General features: G+C 56.4%; 9 protein-coding genes. 7 read left to right on the forward strand and 2 right to left on the reverse strand.

What is annotated here, in order from left to right; translation table 11 throughout:
- Positions 1 to 97 precede the first annotated feature (97 nt).
- From Poly21_RS15650 to Poly21_RS27600, 5 genes are all read left to right on the forward strand, one after another.
- The gene (locus Poly21_RS15650; RefSeq protein WP_302119109.1) at positions 98 to 4519 is read left to right on the forward strand and encodes a DUF885 family protein; all 4422 of its coding nucleotides are present in this window, start codon (positions 98 to 100) and stop codon (positions 4517 to 4519) included.
- A 53-nt stretch (positions 4520 to 4572) separates the two neighbouring features.
- Complete coding sequence (locus Poly21_RS15655; RefSeq protein WP_146407872.1) at positions 4573 to 6075, forward strand: S1C family serine protease; 1503 nt, start codon at positions 4573 to 4575, stop codon at positions 6073 to 6075.
- Positions 6076 to 6177: 102 nt separating this feature from the next.
- Positions 6178 to 7476 (forward strand): NAD(P)/FAD-dependent oxidoreductase, encoded by a 1299-nt coding sequence (locus tag Poly21_RS15660; protein WP_146407873.1) that lies wholly within the window; start codon positions 6178 to 6180, stop codon positions 7474 to 7476.
- 595 nt (positions 7477 to 8071) lie between these two features.
- Positions 8072 to 9319 (forward strand): DUF1559 domain-containing protein, encoded by a 1248-nt coding sequence (locus tag Poly21_RS15665; protein ID WP_146407874.1) that lies wholly within the window; start codon positions 8072 to 8074, stop codon positions 9317 to 9319.
- Positions 9320 to 9410: 91 nt separating this feature from the next.
- Positions 9411 to 9575, forward strand: coding sequence for a hypothetical protein (locus Poly21_RS27600; protein WP_302119114.1), 165 nt, complete (start codon positions 9411 to 9413; stop codon positions 9573 to 9575).
- A gap of 66 nt (positions 9576 to 9641) precedes the next feature.
- On the opposite strand, the gene Poly21_RS15670 is transcribed toward Poly21_RS27600, so the two are convergent.
- A complete protein-coding gene (locus tag Poly21_RS15670) occupies positions 9642 to 10091 on the reverse strand; it encodes a gamma-glutamylcyclotransferase family protein (protein ID WP_146407875.1) in 450 nt (149 codons plus the stop codon).
- A 295-nt stretch (positions 10092 to 10386) separates the two neighbouring features.
- Here Poly21_RS15670 and Poly21_RS15675 point away from each other — a divergent pair, with 295 nt between their 5' ends.
- Entirely contained in the window at positions 10387 to 13638 is a 3252-nt protein-coding gene (locus Poly21_RS15675) for a PSD1 and planctomycete cytochrome C domain-containing protein (RefSeq protein ID WP_146407876.1), read from the forward strand.
- Positions 13635 to 15089 (forward strand): DUF1501 domain-containing protein, encoded by a 1455-nt coding sequence (locus Poly21_RS15680; RefSeq protein WP_146407877.1) that lies wholly within the window; start codon positions 13635 to 13637, stop codon positions 15087 to 15089. Before Poly21_RS15675 ends, Poly21_RS15680 begins: the two co-directional genes overlap by 4 nt.
- Before the next feature lie 52 nt (positions 15090 to 15141).
- Here Poly21_RS15680 and Poly21_RS15685 read toward each other — a convergent pair whose 3' ends face one another.
- Positions 15142 to 16578: a UDP-glucose 6-dehydrogenase gene (locus Poly21_RS15685; protein ID WP_146407878.1), complete on the reverse strand. Its 1437-nt coding sequence runs from the start codon at positions 16576 to 16578 to the stop codon at positions 15142 to 15144.
- Between the last annotated feature and the right edge of the window lie 2 nt (positions 16579 to 16580).

Raw genomic sequence — 16580 nt, forward strand, 5'->3', positions numbered from 1 at the left:
CATCGGAGGAGTGCTAAACCTCGGCGGCTCCACCCCGTCGTTAGGTAGGTGCCTGTCCTTTCAGAGAGAGGGTGATGAGGCTGGACCGAGCTTATTGATGTTGGCACTCGCCGTATTCATCACGATCCTCTCGGTGGTTGCACGGATCCAGCCCAGTCACGCTGCCGATGCTGCTCAAGAACCGGCAAGTGTGCGAACAACCAACCTGCGAATCGTGCCGCACTGGACCGACGCCGATCATTTCTGGTTTCGTCGCGACAACGCCAGTGGCGAGACCGAAACGGTGTCCGTCGATGCGACCACAGGTGAAATGACGGTGGAGAGCGAGGGCGGTGGACAATCGGGCAAATCAGCATCGGCATTGAGTGGCGGCGAAGTGCCCCGCTCAGGACCTTCTGACGACGTCACGGAAGTCGAGTTCGTCAATGAGACCGACCAGCCGGTCCAGTTGCTTTGGGTTGACGGTAGTGGACGACGGCAGGCGTATAATAAAGTCGCCCCCGGTGAATCGGTTCGGCAGCATACCTACGTTGGCCATGTCTGGGTCGCGACCGGCGACGATGACACCTTCTACGGTAGTGTGACCGCCGGACCCGTCCCGCACAAAGTAAGCATCCAAACGGTATTTCCCCGCGAGCAACAGCAACGCCGCCGTCGGCGCTCCGAGGATTCGCAGAACGATGCCAAGGGGCAGGTCCGGATCCGCGATGGACAACTCGAGCAACGCGCAGCCGACGACCAGTCGTGGCAAGCACTGCAATCGATCAACGACGTCATGGAGGGAGAACAATCACTCTTCCGCCCACAGGTTTCTCCCGACGGAAAAGTCATTACCGTTTGGAAACAGACGCCGGGCGATCATTTTGAAGTGTTTACGCTCGAATCGTCGCCCCGTCAGGGCGGCCGCGCCGAACTGCATCGCCGCCCCTACGAGCTGCCCGGAGACCGCATGGACAGCTATGAGCTGATTGTGGTCGATTCCAAAACCGGAACCCGGATACCCACCGACTTTCCGGTTATTGATTTCGGCCGCCCGCTCGTTCGGTGGCGCGGCGATCACGAGATGTTGATTGAAAAGATCGATCGCGGACATCAACGATTTCGACTGTTCGTGGTTGACCCCGTGGCTGGAACCATTCGGACTCCCATTGATGAGGCGACCAACACGTTTATCTGGACGGGGCACGGTCCGCCGGTTCGCCCGGTGAGCTATCTGACGAATAGCGATGAGGTGATTTATGCCAGTGAAGAGAGTGGTTACCGGCATCTGTACTTAGTCGACTTGAGCGGCGAACAGCCGACCACTCCAATCACGAGTGGCAATTTTCTTGTTCGCGAGATTCTCGAAATTGATGAATCCAAAGGCGAGGTATGGATGACGGTGGGTGAATACTACGACGACCAAGATCCGTACCACCATCACTTGGCAAAGGTGGCGCTCGACGGCAGTGGGTTCCAGGTCCTCACTGATGGCAACGGCGATCATGACATTCAATTCTCGCCAGATCGTAGTTATGCGATCGACACATACAGTCGTGTCGATTTACCGCCCGTCCACGAACTACGCAATTGTCAATCTGGCGAGTTGATCGCCAAACTCGCCATTGCTGCGCGGTCGGTGCCCGCGGGCAAACAAGCACCGCTGCCGACGGTGTTTTCGGCCAAGGGGCGCGATGGTGAGACAGACATCTGGGGGCTTATCTGTTTTCCGGATGACTACGATCCGAAGTCTGATCGAGTCTATCCGGTGATCGAAAACATTTATGCCGGACCTCATGATTCCCATGTCCCCAAAAAATATCGAAATTCGGCTTGGTACCACGACCTGACATCGCTCGGATTCATCGTCGTCCGGATTGATGGGATGGGAACGGCGAACCGGTCCAAAGCATTTCATGATGTTTGTTGGCACAATTTAAAAGATGCCGGTTTTCCCGACAGAATTGCTTGGATGAAGGCCGCCGCGAAAGCGTATCCGGCGATGGACATTGACCGCGTCGGCATTTATGGCACTTCGGCGGGAGGTCAAAACGCGTGCGGAGCGTTGCTGTTCCATGGCGAATTTTATGATGCGGCAGTGGCCGCGTGTGGATGTCACGATAACCGCATGGACAAAGCCTCGTGGAACGAACAATGGATGGGTTACCCCGTCGGTGAGCATTATGCAGCGTCGAGTAACATCGAGAATGCAGCGAGCTTGCAGGGAGATCTGTTTTTGATCGTCGGCGAACTCGACGAGAACGTCCCGCCCGAATCCACGTTTCGTTTGGTCGATGCGTTGATCGACGCAGACAAACGCTTTGACTATTTAATGATTCCGGGGATGGGACACAGCGACGGCGGCGAGTACGGCCGCCAGTTAACTCGCGAGTTTTTCGTCAACAAGTTGCAGCCCAAAGCCGAGCCGGACAAAGCCGAGCCGGACAAAGCCGAGTCAGCAACGGGTGACACTCACGCCAAAGCAGAGGAACGCGACGACATCATCACTGCCGATCAATTGAACGCGATCCCCACGGAGTCCTCGTGGCGATTGGCGGCAGAGCGATACACTGCTGACTACGGCAGCTTGACGCGTCGCTTGCCTTTGTCGATTGCTCCCGAACGTCAGCTTCAGCTTGCACGTCTTCTGGACGCTTGGGAAACGAAGTTGGCCACGGCAAAGTGCTATGGCGAGACGGAGCAATCCGACCGCGGGGAACTTGCCCAGCGAATTTCGCGTGATCGTGAGCAATGGAGGTCTTCCGTTGACGACGCCAAGCGGATTGCGGCAGAGTATCCGTTCGTAGCGCCGCTCGTTGAGCTGTGCGATTGGCAGCGGCGCGGCGAGCCGCAAGATTGGCCTGCCGTCGCACAGACGCTCGAAGACATTGCGAGGGAAATGGAGGCGACTGCGAACGCGAATGGCTTGCCGCTCGAAGAGCTCGCCTCTCAGTTTGAGTCCTGGCGCACTTTCTACGCTGAATACGATCCGCAGTTTGATTGGTGGGTCGGGGAAACGGCCAAGCGGCTGTCGGATCGATTGCAATCTTGGCCGCGAAAGGACACCAACCCGACGGGCGAGCCCGAAACCGAAGCCATTCCAACGGGCCGGCCAGGACCTGACGAAATCATCGCCGAGAACATCGTCGTAGCACCCATGTTGGACGAGAATTATCCAGATTTAACAGCCTATCAGGATGCCGCGACCCGTCATCTGCCGGGGGTTATGAAACGCTACCGTAGCGAAATGCGCAGGCTCGACCGTGACGGCAGGCAACGTCGAAAAAAGGACCAGGTCCCGGCTTCCACCGACGACGACAAGGAACGGGTATTGGGCCAGTGGAAGGCTGCGCTCGAACAGTTTTGCCCAGACGGAAAACCATTCGAATCATGGCCACGTGGCGATCAAGTCGACTATCACTTGTTGATGGCTGAGATTGAATACCAGCGGCAGAAAATCCAATTTGAGCGTAAGTCGGAACCGATCATTTCTCGTGCGGCGGACGACAGTGGCATTTCCGGTCGGATCGCCACACGGGAGCGATTGATGTTCGAGTTGCGTCGCGAATTCATCGCAGATACACCGGAGAAACTGATCGAACTGGCGCAAAGCCAATACGAAGAATGTCGGCGAGAAATGGTCAAGACTGCTGGTGAGATGGGGTTTGGAGAGGATTGGCAGGCCGCGGTAGAGAAGATCAAGACGCTGCACGTCGCGCCAGGAGATCAACCGGCATTGATCCGCCAGACCGCTGATGCGTCGGTGCAGTGGATCCGCGACCATGATCTATTGTCCATTGACCGGCTGGCACAAACTTCCTGGCGGATGGAGATGATGAGCCCACAGCGGCAACTCGTGAACCCGTTTTTTACAGGTGGTGAAGTGATCAGCGTTTCTTTTCCCACGTCGAGTATGACGGCGGATCAGAAGCGGCAGAGTTTACGTGCCAATAACAAGCCATTTGTGCGAACGACGGTGCATCACGAACTGATCCCCGGCCATCACTTTCAGTTTTTTCAAGCGAATCGCTACGAAACTCAACGAGATGGCTTTGGCACCCCGTTTTGGCTGGAGGGTTGGGCGTTGTATTGGGAGTTCTTGCTGGAGGAGAACGGGTTTGCACGAACGCCCGAAGAGCGGATGGGATTCCTGGTCTGGCGAGCGCATCGGTATGCCCGGATTTTGTTCTCGCTGCGGTTTCATTTAGGGAAAATGTCACCGGATCAATGTGTTGATTTCTTAGTGGACAATGTTGGATTCGGTCGGCTCAGCGCTGAAGCGGAAGTCCGCCGCAGTGTCGGGCCCAGCTACCCGCCCTTGTACCAAGCCGCGTATATGCTCGGCGCGATGCAGCTGCGGCAACTTGCCGGTCGCTGGATCAGTGAAGAACGAGGATCGCTGAAGGAGTTTCATGATGCGGTCATGCAGCAGGGGAGTGTTCCCATCGCTCTCCTTGAGTCATTATTGTGGAGCGATCCGGAGCGTGACGGGCCGCTGCGTCGAGACGAATCCCCGCAGTGGAACTTCACGAATCACTGAGATACTGATGATCTCAGTCATCGCAGCACACGTTTTTTAGCAACGAGGTATTTATGTTTAAGTCGATGGGTGGTGGAGCGTGTGGCTGGCTCGTTGTCGGGGTCATGCTGGCGTTCACAACGCGCGCCGAAGCGGATGTTGACGTTCGCCAGAGCGTCGTCAGGATCGAAGTCACCCAGGTCAAGCCGGATTATTTTGAACCGTGGAAACGCTCTCAGCCGAGTGAAGTTTCCGGCACCGGCGTGATTATCGACGGCAATCGCATCCTGACCAACGCGCACGTGGTCAGCCACGCGCGGAAGACCACAATTCAGCCCGCCAATTCGGCGAGAAAGTACCCAGCTAAGGTTATCGGGATGTCCGTGGCCATGGACCTCGCGGTGCTCTCGGTAGATGATCTTGATTTCTTTCAAGGTCGACCCGCACTTGAATTTGACGACGAATTACCCGCTGTCAAAGCGCCGGTCAATGCCTATGGGTTCCCTACCGGCGGAACCCAAGTCAGCGTGACCGAAGGGATCGTGTCACGGATCGAGTTCGATCGCTATTACTACACCACGACCGGGTTGCGAATTCAGATCGATGCCGCATTGAACCCCGGCAATAGCGGTGGACCCGCCGTCAAGGATGGCAAAATGGTCGGCTTGGTATTCAGCCGGATCAGTTCGGGTGACAACATCGGCTACCTGATTCCCATCGAGGAGGTGCGTCTGTTTCTTGATGATATCGAGGATGGTCACTACGAAGGCAAACTGCAGTTTTGGGACGAAACGCAAACGGTCGAGAATGACGCGCTTCGGGAACAACTGAAACTCAGCAGTGATCAGGGAGGCGTTTATGTCAATCGACTTGGCGACGGCCCTCCCTCCGGTCTCCAGGTGGGTGATGTCGTCACGGCAATCGAAGGCCAGTCCATCGATCGGCAGGGCAAAATTCAACTTCGCGACGATCTCCGCATCCCGTTCGCTTATCATGTCCAGGGGCACGCCGATCGAGATACGGTCGAGGTGTCGGTGCTGCGTGATGGAAAGGCGATCGATCTTCAAGCCGTGTTTCGACGCGACACCAATCGGTTGATACCGTACCTCGGTGATGACGCTCCGCAGTATTTCATCGTCGGTCCGCTGGCCGTGATGCCAGCCTCCAGCGAACTCGCTCAGTTCCTGGCGGCATCGGCGAAGTGGAATCGGTACTTGTTGGGGACCCGTAGCCCGCTACTGGCACGGCTCTTTGACCAACGTCAATTTGATGACGAGGAACTCGTCGTTAGCGCCGCCGCTTTCTTACCGCACTCAATCACGCAGGGTTACGCTGATCCAAAATTCGGCGTGATCGACAAATTCAATGGGCAGCATCCACGCAACGTCGCGCATTTCATTGAACTGGTGCGTGACAATCGCGACGAATTCTGCGTAGTCGAGTTTGCTGGCAACAATACGGAGACGTTCGTGTTCCATCGCCAGTCGCTGCTCGATGCCACCGACGAGGTACTCGACGATAACGGCATTCGACGTCGAGCCTCCCCGGATCTACTCGATGTGTGGGAAGCGGAGTGACCGCGCGCGAAATCTCAAGCCGAACCTTCGAGCAATCTCCCAATTTCGCCTTCATCCGAGTAACCCGATGACGTTCCTGTTTCTATCAACTGCGACCTCACGATGAACGATACCCACGCCTCCTCGCCTTTGTCCTCGCCCGCGACACGGAACAATGCTCCGGTAGACGTGATCATTATTGGTGGCGGGGTGATCGGTTGTTGGACGGCTCACTATTTAATCGAGCGTGGGGCGACAGTGCGCATCGTCGAGCGTGACACGATCGGGTCGGGAGCTTCGTTCGGAAACTGCGGTTACATCAGTCCCAGTCACGTGATGCCGCTGTGCGTGCCGGGCGCAGTCGCTCATACGATGCCGCAGATTCTGACGGGGCGCGGCGCTGTTTCGATGGCGATGCGCCTCGATCCGACGCTGTGGAAGTGGATGTTGCAGTTTTCGCGTCAATGTTTCGATAAACCCAAAACGCGCGCTGCGATCGCTCGTCATGAGTTGCTTCGTACATCGATCTCGCTATACCGAGATTTTGTTCGCGATCACCAACTCGATTGCCAGTGGCAGGATGCTGGATTGGTGATGGTGCACCGTGGTCAGCGAACGTTTGAAGAGTTTCAAAAGACGGCCGATGAACTGGCGAGCGTTTACGACGTGCACGCTACCCGCCTGGACCGTGATCAGCTGCTTCAGCAGGAACCCGCTCTTCGCGATAGCGTTGCCGGTGGTTGGTTCTTTGCAGGCGATGCCCATTTGCATCCGGGGCAATTGATGCAAAAATTGCGCAGCCGACTGGACGCCGCCAAGTGTGAAATCGTCGAGGGCACTGAAGTCACGGGGCTGAATGTCGACGGTGGGGAGATTACTTCGATCTCGACCAATCAAGGCACCATGCGAGCGAAACAGTATCTGATCGCCAGCGGCGCAGAGTCTCCTCGGTTCGCTAAGCCACTTGGTTGTAAGATTCCGATCATCCCCGGGAAGGGGTTTTCGATGACGTTCTCGGAGGTTGAGGGGGCACCACGAGTGCCGATGATCTTTGAGGACACCCACGTCGCTGTGACCCCGTGGGGAGAGCAGTTTCGAGTCGGTTCCACCATGCGTTTCGCCGGGTACGACCGATCCGTCAATGCCGCTCGCATGCAGCGGATTCTCGATGATGCCCAAAGTTACCTGCATACGCCATTGCCGAAAACGCCCGAGGCACCGTGGGCGGGGTGGCGACCGATGGTTTACGACGATGTGCCCTGTCTGGATCGAGCACCCAAAGTTGCCAACGCCTACGTTGCTGCGGGGCACGGCATGGTGGGCATCTCAGCGGCGACCGGTACAGGTAAATTAATGGCCCAGTTGATGGTTGGAGAAAATCCTCACATCGACCCCGCGCCCTATTCATTGACGCGTTTCTAATCAACGCCCGTATGTCGCAGGTCAGCTCACGAGCGTCTGAGGTCACTGCTGACCCATGGCCGATGATGGTGCGTTTCAACCTTCTTTCGTCCTGGCCGGGGTTCAGATTCTAGTCGCGCGCAAACGCGAACTAAGAGCTGTTGAGGAACCGTCGAGTTCGACCCGGCCGTTCAATCTGGCCGTCCTCGGCCGACCACAGCCCTGAGACGAAGGTGATAACTACGGCGGAAAAGCCGAGGAATTCGACTTGGCGGGGGTGAGATTTCCCTAGTTCGCCAGTAGTGCGTGTAATACAATCAATGGGGCATCGAAGTGGTTGAAGCTCGCGCGAGGGGTGTCCAACCGATTCCGTTCAGGGAAATGCGTTTCAGCTTCACCGGACGATCGACCGTTATCACGGCAAGCGTATCTTGGATTGGAGTTCTTGAAAAAAGACACAGGGAGATCGGTGTGATTGCTCCTGCGAACGCGTTTCCCAGAGTGTCTGAAGTAGCGGTACTGGCACGTCTATTGTGAATCCATGCAACGCCAAAAGCGTTTGTTACGCAGTCGTTTTTATTCGTTACTTTCCGTTAGAATTCGAATGAGGTGTGTCATGAGTATTGAATTTAAAAAGCCCTGCGCAACTAGGGAAGCGTTTACGCTGGTCGAGCTGCTAGTGGTCATTGCAATCATTGGGGTTCTGGTTGGGCTTCTACTGCCTGCGGTTCAAGCGGCTCGAGAAGCGGCTCGGCGAATGAGTTGCAGCAATAATTTCAAGCAGATCGGGCTGGGCATGCACAACTACCATTCGGCTTACAATCAGCTGCCCAAGCACGGGACGGGGACGCCGCAATTGCAGGGCGGCAATCAGGAAGCCAATACGGTCGCCAACGCTTCAACGGCGAGCGATCGATTGGAGCTCAGTTTTACCGTCCCGTTGCTTCCTTTTTTTGAGCAGCAAGCCATCTGGCAACAGATCTCCAATCCCTATGTTGATCCAGTGTCCGGGGCGAGGCTTCCATCGATGGGGCCCGGCCCAAGGCGTTCTCTCGCTGACCATGCCAATGTGCGGTACGAGCCTTGGTTAACCGAGCTCCAAGCATTGCGCTGCCCCAGTGATCCGGGAGTCGGATTGCCAGCCCAGGGCCGGAGCAACTACGTCGCTTGCGTTGGCGATTCGATGGCTGAGTGGCATGGCGGGATTAACGATCAGGGAAGGGAGTTTAGTGCGACTTCGCCACAGAGTCGAAGTGCCTCTTGCCGAGGATTCTTTGTGCATCGCTACCATTCTTCGTTCCGCGATGTGCTCGACGGACTCTCCAATACGATCGCAGCCGGTGAAGTGGCGTCCGATCTTGGCGACAATGATATTCGCACGACCCCCGCTCAGTCTCCAGGTGGAAGTACGGGATCGACGAGTGTGGCAGGCGGAGTGCTGAGTTGTGATGGATACATCGATCCACAGCGGCCGGGTTTCTGGGCACCGACGGCTACGCTCACACCAGCAGCTGGGCCGGGAACGGCTGCCGAGCAGCGGCGTGGATATAAGTGGGCGATGAGCCGCTCGACCTGGGGCATGTTCACGACCATCTCGCCGCCCAATAAACCGCTCTGCATGGATACGAACAACTTCAATGGAGGTATCTTGCCTCCTAGCAGTCGCCATCAAGGTGGGTGTCACATTTTGATGGGGGATGGCGCGGTAAAGTTCATTACTGAATCGATCGAAGCGGGCAATCAATCGAGTGCCGTCGTGGGGATTGCCGCTGGGTTGCAACCGGCAGGTAGCGCGAGTCCGTTTGGTCTTTGGGGTGCTCTCGGGACCCGTGGGAACAGAGAAGTGATCAGTGATAGTTTCTAAATGGCACGCCGGCAATAAAAACGCACGTCTGCTAAGTGCAGGCGTAGACCAGCGACGTAACCCACATCCTTCCTCCGTAGATTAAAGATTCATGACACGTCCAATTCAGTATTCAATCGTTTTATTTGCATTGACTTTGGTGTTCGTCGGATGCGGCGGTTCGGGTGAACCCGCAACCACTGGCGATCAAGATGAGATTACCAAGTGGGTTGAAGAAAATCCGGCGCCGGCAGAAGTCGATCCAGATTCGATGTAGGTCAACCGCAAAGTTATCGGCAATAGGGAGGCAGCGAAACGGCACTGCCCCAGCGTGACACGCAGCTCACTCCGGCCAGCTTATCTCTCGACTGGACTTTGGCGTCAGCTTCACAAAGCCATCTCGTTCGGGCGGGATGCTGTAGTGGTAGGCCTGGGCGACGCCAATGCAGTCTGCCTCTAACAGTTCATCCTGTTCGATGGAGTCGATCCTGTACACGTTGACAGACACGGCGTCGTAAAGATTGGGGACTCCGGGTTGATCGGTAACCTCAATCTGATTGAGAACTGTGCGAACTCGCTCCAGATCGCCGGCGTCAAATCGCCAGCATTCACCCCGCACGCGATCATTGCCCGGTCGCATGGCGGGATAGTCGGCACGCCCATACAGAGTCCCCAGCGTCCATCCAGGGGTGATCTCAAGCGGTTGGCAAGGCCAGCATTTTTCCCGGCATTGGCCGCGGCATAGCGTCCCGTAAACGAAAAAACGATCGATGGATACGGCAGGCTGGCTCATGCGGGTACGTCTGAGGGATCGACAATGGAGAAAAAACCAAAACGCTTTTTTGCGGTGCAGGTTGACGTTTGATATAATACCGAGAAAGCCGCTCGATGGCCTGTTGTCAATGATGGCCATGACCCCGCCCCCACTTTTTCCCGCCGCCTACCTGATCCAGACTCTGCAGTGGTCGCCGAAACGGTCGCAGTGTCGATGCGCGATCAAACCTCGCCGTTCGCTCTCGCGAAAGCAGTCTTGGGTCTCGCAACGAGGGCTGTGTGAGGGGCGAGCGATGCACCATTTTGAGAATTGCATGAATTTTTATCGAACGCCAACGGTCATCATCGGTGTGGCGTTGGGATGCCTCGTTGCCGCCATCATGTCCCCCGTCTTAGATGCAGGGGAACTCGTCGACTTCAATCGAGAAGTGCGTACGGTGCTGTCCGACAAGTGTTTCTTGTGTCACGGCCCTGACGAGGAGACTCGGGAGGCAGGATTGCGTTTGGATGACCGCGATGAGGCGATTGATTTTGCCGCGATCGTTCCAGGCAGTCCCGAGGAGAGTGAGCTCATCGCCCGCATCACCAGCGATGATCCCGATCTTGTCATGCCGCCCCCGTCGACGGGTAAGTCGGTCTCGGCTGCCGAAGCGGCAACGCTCCGTCGTTGGATTGCCCAGGACGCACCGTATGATGCGCACTGGGCGTTCGTCGTTCCCCGCCGACCAGACCTACCGCAGGTCAAGCATACGCAGTGGCCACGAAATGAAATTGATTACTTTGTGCTAGCGAGACTGGAAGCTGAATCGCGGACGCCCTCGCCACCGGCGGACCGCGATACGCTGGCGAGAAGGTTGTCGCTCGACCTCGTGGGACTGCCGCCGAGTTTGGAACAACTTGAACTGCTTTCGGTGGACTCCGCTCAGGACGTTAACGCCTCCGCTCAGGACGTTAACGCCTCCGATGAGACGATCGGCAATCTGATCGATGAGCTCGTCGAGTCCCCTCATTTCGGTGAACGCTGGGCTCGTTGGTGGCTCGATGCCGCTCGCTATTCGGACTCCGCCGGGTATGAAAAGGATATGCAGCGATCGGTGTGGTTCTACCGCGACTGGGTCATCGATGCGATGAACCATGACATGCCCTACGATCAATTTGTGATCGAGCAAATTGCTGGCGATCTGATTTCCGGGGCAACGCAGCGTCAGCGAGTGGCAACGGGCTTCCTACGCAACTCGATGACCAACGAAGAGGGCGGTGCGGATCCTGAGCAGTTTCGCGTCGAGGGCGTCTTTGATCGTGTTGATGCGATCGGTAAAGCTGTCCTGGGAATCACCACACAGTGTGCCCAGTGTCACACGCACAAGTACGATCCGATCAGCCACGCTGAGTACTATCAAATGTTTGCGGCCCTCAACGATTTCCATGAGGGCTGCATCTCCGTCTACACTCCTGACCAGGTTCGGCAGCGAGACAAAACTCTGGACGCAATCCACCAGATCGAAGATCACCTTCGCTCGATCACACCGGATTGGCAATCTCAACTTCAAGATTGGGCGGAATCGACGGCCGCTGAACTACCTTCATGGCAGGTCATGAAGCCGGAGGAGGTTCCGTTTCAAGGCCAGAAGTTCCGAGTGCTGCCAGATGGTTCCGTGGTTAGTGAAAGCTACGCTCCGACCAAGACCAGCGATGATTTTTCGTTAACAACGCATGTCGGCACAATCTCAGCGGTCCGGCTTGAGGCGTTGACGCATCCGCAATTGCCTCGCGGGGGCCCCGGCCGTAGCATCGATGGAACGGGTGCATTGACGGAGTTTAAACTCAAAATCCAGCCCACGACCAAGAATGCGCCCGCGATCGATGTGAAGTTTGTCCGGGCGATGTCGGACGTCAATCCGCCCGTAAGTGAGCTGAAACCACAGTATCGCAATAAGGACGCGAGTAACGATCACCGCAAAGTCGGGCCGATTGAATTCGCATTCGACGGTGATGGCGAGACCGCCTGGACCACCGACTTGGGGCCCGGACGCAGCAACGAATCCCGCCATGCCGTCTTCATCCCCGAGTCACCGATCGTGATCGACGGCGAGGCCACCCTGACCTTCACGCTGGAGCAAAAGCACGGTGGTTGGAACAGTGACGACAATCAGAATTTTTTGATGGGGCGATATCGATTCAGTATTACAGATGCGGAAACGGTTCCCGCGTCAGCGCTCAGGACGAATGTCATACCGCTGCTCGCTGTACCGGCGTCGGAGCGTTCCATGTCTCAGTGGCACGACCTGTTTTCGCAGTGGCGATTGAGTCAGAAATCCTTTGCGAAGAAAAACGCTGAGATCGATGCGCTTTGGAAGCAGTATCCTGAAACGACGACGCAGTTGGTCGCCATTTCGACAGAGCAACCCCGCGAGACGTTTGTATTGAGCCGTGGCGACTTTCTCAGTCCAAGCGAAAAAGTTGTTCCGGACGTACCCGAATTTTTGAACTCGATGCCGGAATCGAATGAGCCTGCTCGGCTGCGGTTCGCTCGCTGGCTTGTCTCCAAAGATTCTCCGACGACACCCCGGGTGATTGTTAACCGGATTTGGCAAGCCTATTTCGGTCACGGGTTGGTGGCCACGCCGGAAGATTTCGGCTTGCAGTCGTCACCGCCTTCGCACCCGGAATTACTCGATTTCCTCGCTCGGGAGCTTGTCGATAGCGGTTGGAGCTTGAAGCATGTCCATCGGCTGATTGTGGACTCGGCAACGTATCGCCAGCGTTCCACGGCTCATCCGCAGGCTTGGCTGGACGATCCCAGGAATGAACTGCTCGCCCGGGGTCCTCGTGTGCGGATCGAGGCGGAAATGGTTCGTGACCTGGCGCTTTCCGCCAGCGGGCTGCTCAACCTTCAACTCGGTGGTCCGAGTGTCTATCCACCCGCTCCCCGGTTCTTGTTCGAACCACCAACCAGCTATGGACCGAAAATTTGGGACTTGGACACCGACTCCGAACAATACCGGCGGTCGCTCTATGTGCATCAATACCGTAGTGTCCCCTATCCGCCCCTGCAGGTGTTCGACGCTCCCAAGGGTGATGCAGCCTGTGTGCGACGCGAGCAAAGCAACACGCCGCTACAGGCGCTCGTGCTGCTCAATGAGCCGCAGTTTGTCGATGCGGCGCGAGGCTTGGCGGCGCGGACACTGCGCGAGGTGAGTTCCGTAGGGACCACTACTGCAGTGGATCGCACGTGGCTCCAGTCTGCTGATGGTGGAGCGACGAGCACCGATTCACTTGATCGTGACCGGATTGCCTACGCCTTCCGACTCTGCACGAGTCGCCGTCCGGATGCCGACGAGATTGACGTGCTTGAAAAATTACTCAATGAGCAGCGGGCTCAACTGCACGATGTACCGAGCGATCGAATCGCAAACGCTGCATTTCAGCAACGTCTGCAGGACATGATCGGTGTTCCTTTGGACCGCTGCAGGCAATTGACCGGTCAATCGCCCTCGGAGTTGGCAGCCTGGATTGTGGTCAGTCGTGCCCTTTTGAATCTCGATGAAACGATAACCAAATCATGAATCAGAATATCTTCACGAATCGCTTGGAGCAGCGTACACGCTTGGCTCGTCGCGACTGGTTGTTGGCACAATGCGGCATCGGTCTAGGCCACATCGCCCTGACAACCCTACTTGCTGAGGCGGGATACGCTGCCGAGGTAGACGACCGAGCATCGCAGGCAGTCGATCCCTTGGCGGTCAAGCCACCACATTTTCCGGCCAAGATTAAGAATGTAATTTTGCTGTTCATGGGCGGTGGTCCCAGCCAGTTCGAGATGTTTGATTACAAACCGCACCTTGCGAAGCTCGATGGCACATTGCCGCCCGCCGATCTACTCGATGGCTACCGGGCCGCTTTCATCAACCCCCATTCCAAACTGCTCGGCCCAAAGTTTGGATTTGCCAAACACGGTCAAGCGGGCACAGAGGTCAGCGAGCTATTGCCCTATACCGCTGGCGTGATCGACGACATCTGTTTGATTCGTTCCATGAAAACAGACGCCTTCAACCACGCACCAGCTCAATTGATGATGAGCACCGGTTCGCAGCAGTTCGGCCGGCCGAGCATGGGCTCGTGGCTGACCTATGGGCTCGGTAGCGAGACCAAAGACCTGCCTGCCTACGTCGTCTTCAACAGTGGCCAGAAAGGACCCAGCGCTGGGGCGGGCAATTGGAATTCGGGATTCCTGCCGACAACCTACTCGGGCGTTGAATTTCGGAGCAGCGGCGACCCCGTGCTGTACCTATCCAATCCCCCAGGCATGAACAACCAGACGCAAGCCAGCACGCTGGCGGCGGTCAACGAACTTAACCGTAAGCGACTCGATGTGGTCGGCGACCCGGAGATTGCCACTCGTGTTAATTCATACGAGATGGCATTCCGGATGCAAGCAAGTGCACCGGAGGCGATGAATCTCGACGATGAATCTGCGGAGATGCTGAGCTTGTATGGCGCGAAACCTGGTGAAAAATCCTTTGCCAACAACTGCTTGCTGGCGCGGCGATTGGTTCAGCGTGGAGTTCGCTTTGTACAGTTGTTCCATGAATCCTGGGATCAACACGGGGGGCTCAAGTCAGGGCTGACCAAGAATTGCCAAGATACCGATCAAGCCTGTGCGGCCTTGGTGAAGGATCTCAAGCAGCAGGGGATGCTGGAGGAGACACTCGTGATCTGGGGAGGCGAGTTTGGTCGGACACCGATGGTTCAAGGCGGCAATGACGGCCGTGACCATCACCCCAACTCATTTTCAATGTGGATGGCTGGTGGTGGTTTGAAACCAGGGATGGTTTACGGCAGCACCGATGATCTCGGATTTGACGTGGCCGAAAATCCCGTGCATGTCCACGACCTTCACGCGACGATCTTGCATCTGTTAGGTTTCAACCACAAACGGTTGACCTACCGTTTCCAAGGCCGCGACTTCCGGCTCACCGACGTACACGGAGAGGTGGTGCAAGGAATTCTAGCATAGGGCGATGTGCTCGATGCAGAGCACACTACCGTTCATCAGGCTGGTCTGACGCTTAGCTTGAGAAGCCGATGCCGTGGTAATCAAAACCATGTTCGGAGAGTGGCAGGTCTTTCAATAGATTTCGGCCATCGAATAGGAATGCCGGCTTCTTCATGTTGTCATGAATCTGCTGGAAATTCGCGTTGGTAAATTCATCCCATTCGGTCAGGACCGCGATAGCGTGAGCATCGCGTGAGGCGGTATCGACATCCGATACAATCTCGACGTTTTCAGCAAGTAGTTTCGTCGACGTCGCGTTGAGTTCAGCGTCGCCATTACGCATCGCATCGGCCAGCTCGCGACGAATGTGCTCGGGGCTGACCCGGGGATCGTAGATACTGAGCTTCGCGCGTTCTCGCAGCAGATCGCGACATACGTAGATGGCCGCTGACTCGCGAGTGTCGTTGGTGTCCTTTTTAAATGCAAAGCCCCAGATCGCGATCTTCTTGTCCGACACGGTATTGAAGAGTGTGCGGACAATCCGCGTGACGAAGCGACTCTTCTGATAGTCGTTCATCTTCACGACCTGTTCCCAATACTCAGCTACCTCGGGCAAGCGGAAGTATTCGCAAAGGTAGACGAGATTGAGGATGTCTTTTTGAAAACACGAGCCTCCGAAACCGACCGAAGACTTCAGGAATTTGGGGCCGATCCGGGAATCCATGCCAATCGCGGTGGCGACTTCGTCCACATCCGCTTCGGTCGCTTCACAGAGTGCCGAGATGGAATTGATGGACGACACACGCTGGGCCAAAAACGCATTGGCGGTGAGTTTGGAGAGTTCACTGCTCCACAAATTGGTGGTCAGCAATCGCTCTTTCGGGACCCAGTTGGCGTAGACATCCACGAGTGCGTCAATCGCAGCTTGGCTTTCACCCCCGATCAGGACGCGATCAGGTAAGAGCAGATCTTCCACTGCGGTGCCTTCGGCGAGGAATTCGGGGTTGCTTAATACGTCAAACGTAGCCCCGGTCGAGACGCCTCCCAGAATTGTTTTAATCGCTTGGGCGGTGCGCACAGGCAAAGTTGATTTTTCAACGACGATCTTGTGGCCGCGGGCGACTTCGGCGATTTTGCGAGCGCACTTCTCAATGAATTCCAGGTTCGCCGCTCGACCGGCTCCGACCCCGAAATGCTTGGTCGGCGTATTGACCGAAATGAAGATCATTTGGGATTCAGCGATGGCCTCGTCGACTTCGGTCGAAAAGAACAGGTTTCGTCCTCGGCACTCACTGACCACCTCTTGCAAGCCCGGTTCATAGATCGGCAGCGTGTCGCTATTCCACTGGGCAATTCTCGCCGCATTGATATCGACGACGCGGACTTCGATGTGAGGGCACTGTTTGGCAATCATTGCCATCGTAGGCCCGCCGACATATCCCGCACCAATGCAACAAATCTTGCGGATAGGTTGGACCGTGGCGATGGTTTGTTGAGCTGGGGTGGTCATGG

The sequence above is a fragment of the Allorhodopirellula heiligendammensis genome, from assembly GCF_007860105.1.
GTDB lineage: Bacteria > Planctomycetota > Planctomycetia > Pirellulales > Pirellulaceae > Rhodopirellula > Rhodopirellula heiligendammensis.

What these genes read in the sequence shown, in the direction of transcription:
- Poly21_RS15650 (WP_302119109.1), top strand. Translation starts at nt 98, where the DNA reads ATGTTGGCACTCGCCGTATTCATCACGATCCTCTCGGTGGTTGCACGG.
- Poly21_RS15655 (WP_146407872.1), top strand. Translation starts at nt 4,573, where the DNA reads ATGTTTAAGTCGATGGGTGGTGGAGCGTGTGGCTGGCTCGTTGTCGGG.
- Poly21_RS15660 (WP_146407873.1), top strand. Translation starts at nt 6,178, where the DNA reads ATGAACGATACCCACGCCTCCTCGCCTTTGTCCTCGCCCGCGACACGG.
- Poly21_RS15665 (WP_146407874.1), top strand. Translation starts at nt 8,072, where the DNA reads ATGAGTATTGAATTTAAAAAGCCCTGCGCAACTAGGGAAGCGTTTACG.
- Poly21_RS27600 (WP_302119114.1), top strand. Translation starts at nt 9,411, where the DNA reads ATGACACGTCCAATTCAGTATTCAATCGTTTTATTTGCATTGACTTTG.
- Poly21_RS15670 (WP_146407875.1), bottom strand. Translation starts at nt 10,091, where the DNA reads ATGAGCCAGCCTGCCGTATCCATCGATCGTTTTTTCGTTTACGGGACG.
- Poly21_RS15675 (WP_146407876.1), top strand. Translation starts at nt 10,387, where the DNA reads ATGAATTTTTATCGAACGCCAACGGTCATCATCGGTGTGGCGTTGGGA.
- Poly21_RS15680 (WP_146407877.1), top strand. Translation starts at nt 13,635, where the DNA reads ATGAATCAGAATATCTTCACGAATCGCTTGGAGCAGCGTACACGCTTG.
- Poly21_RS15685 (WP_146407878.1), bottom strand. Translation starts at nt 16,578, where the DNA reads ATGACCACCCCAGCTCAACAAACCATCGCCACGGTCCAACCTATCCGC.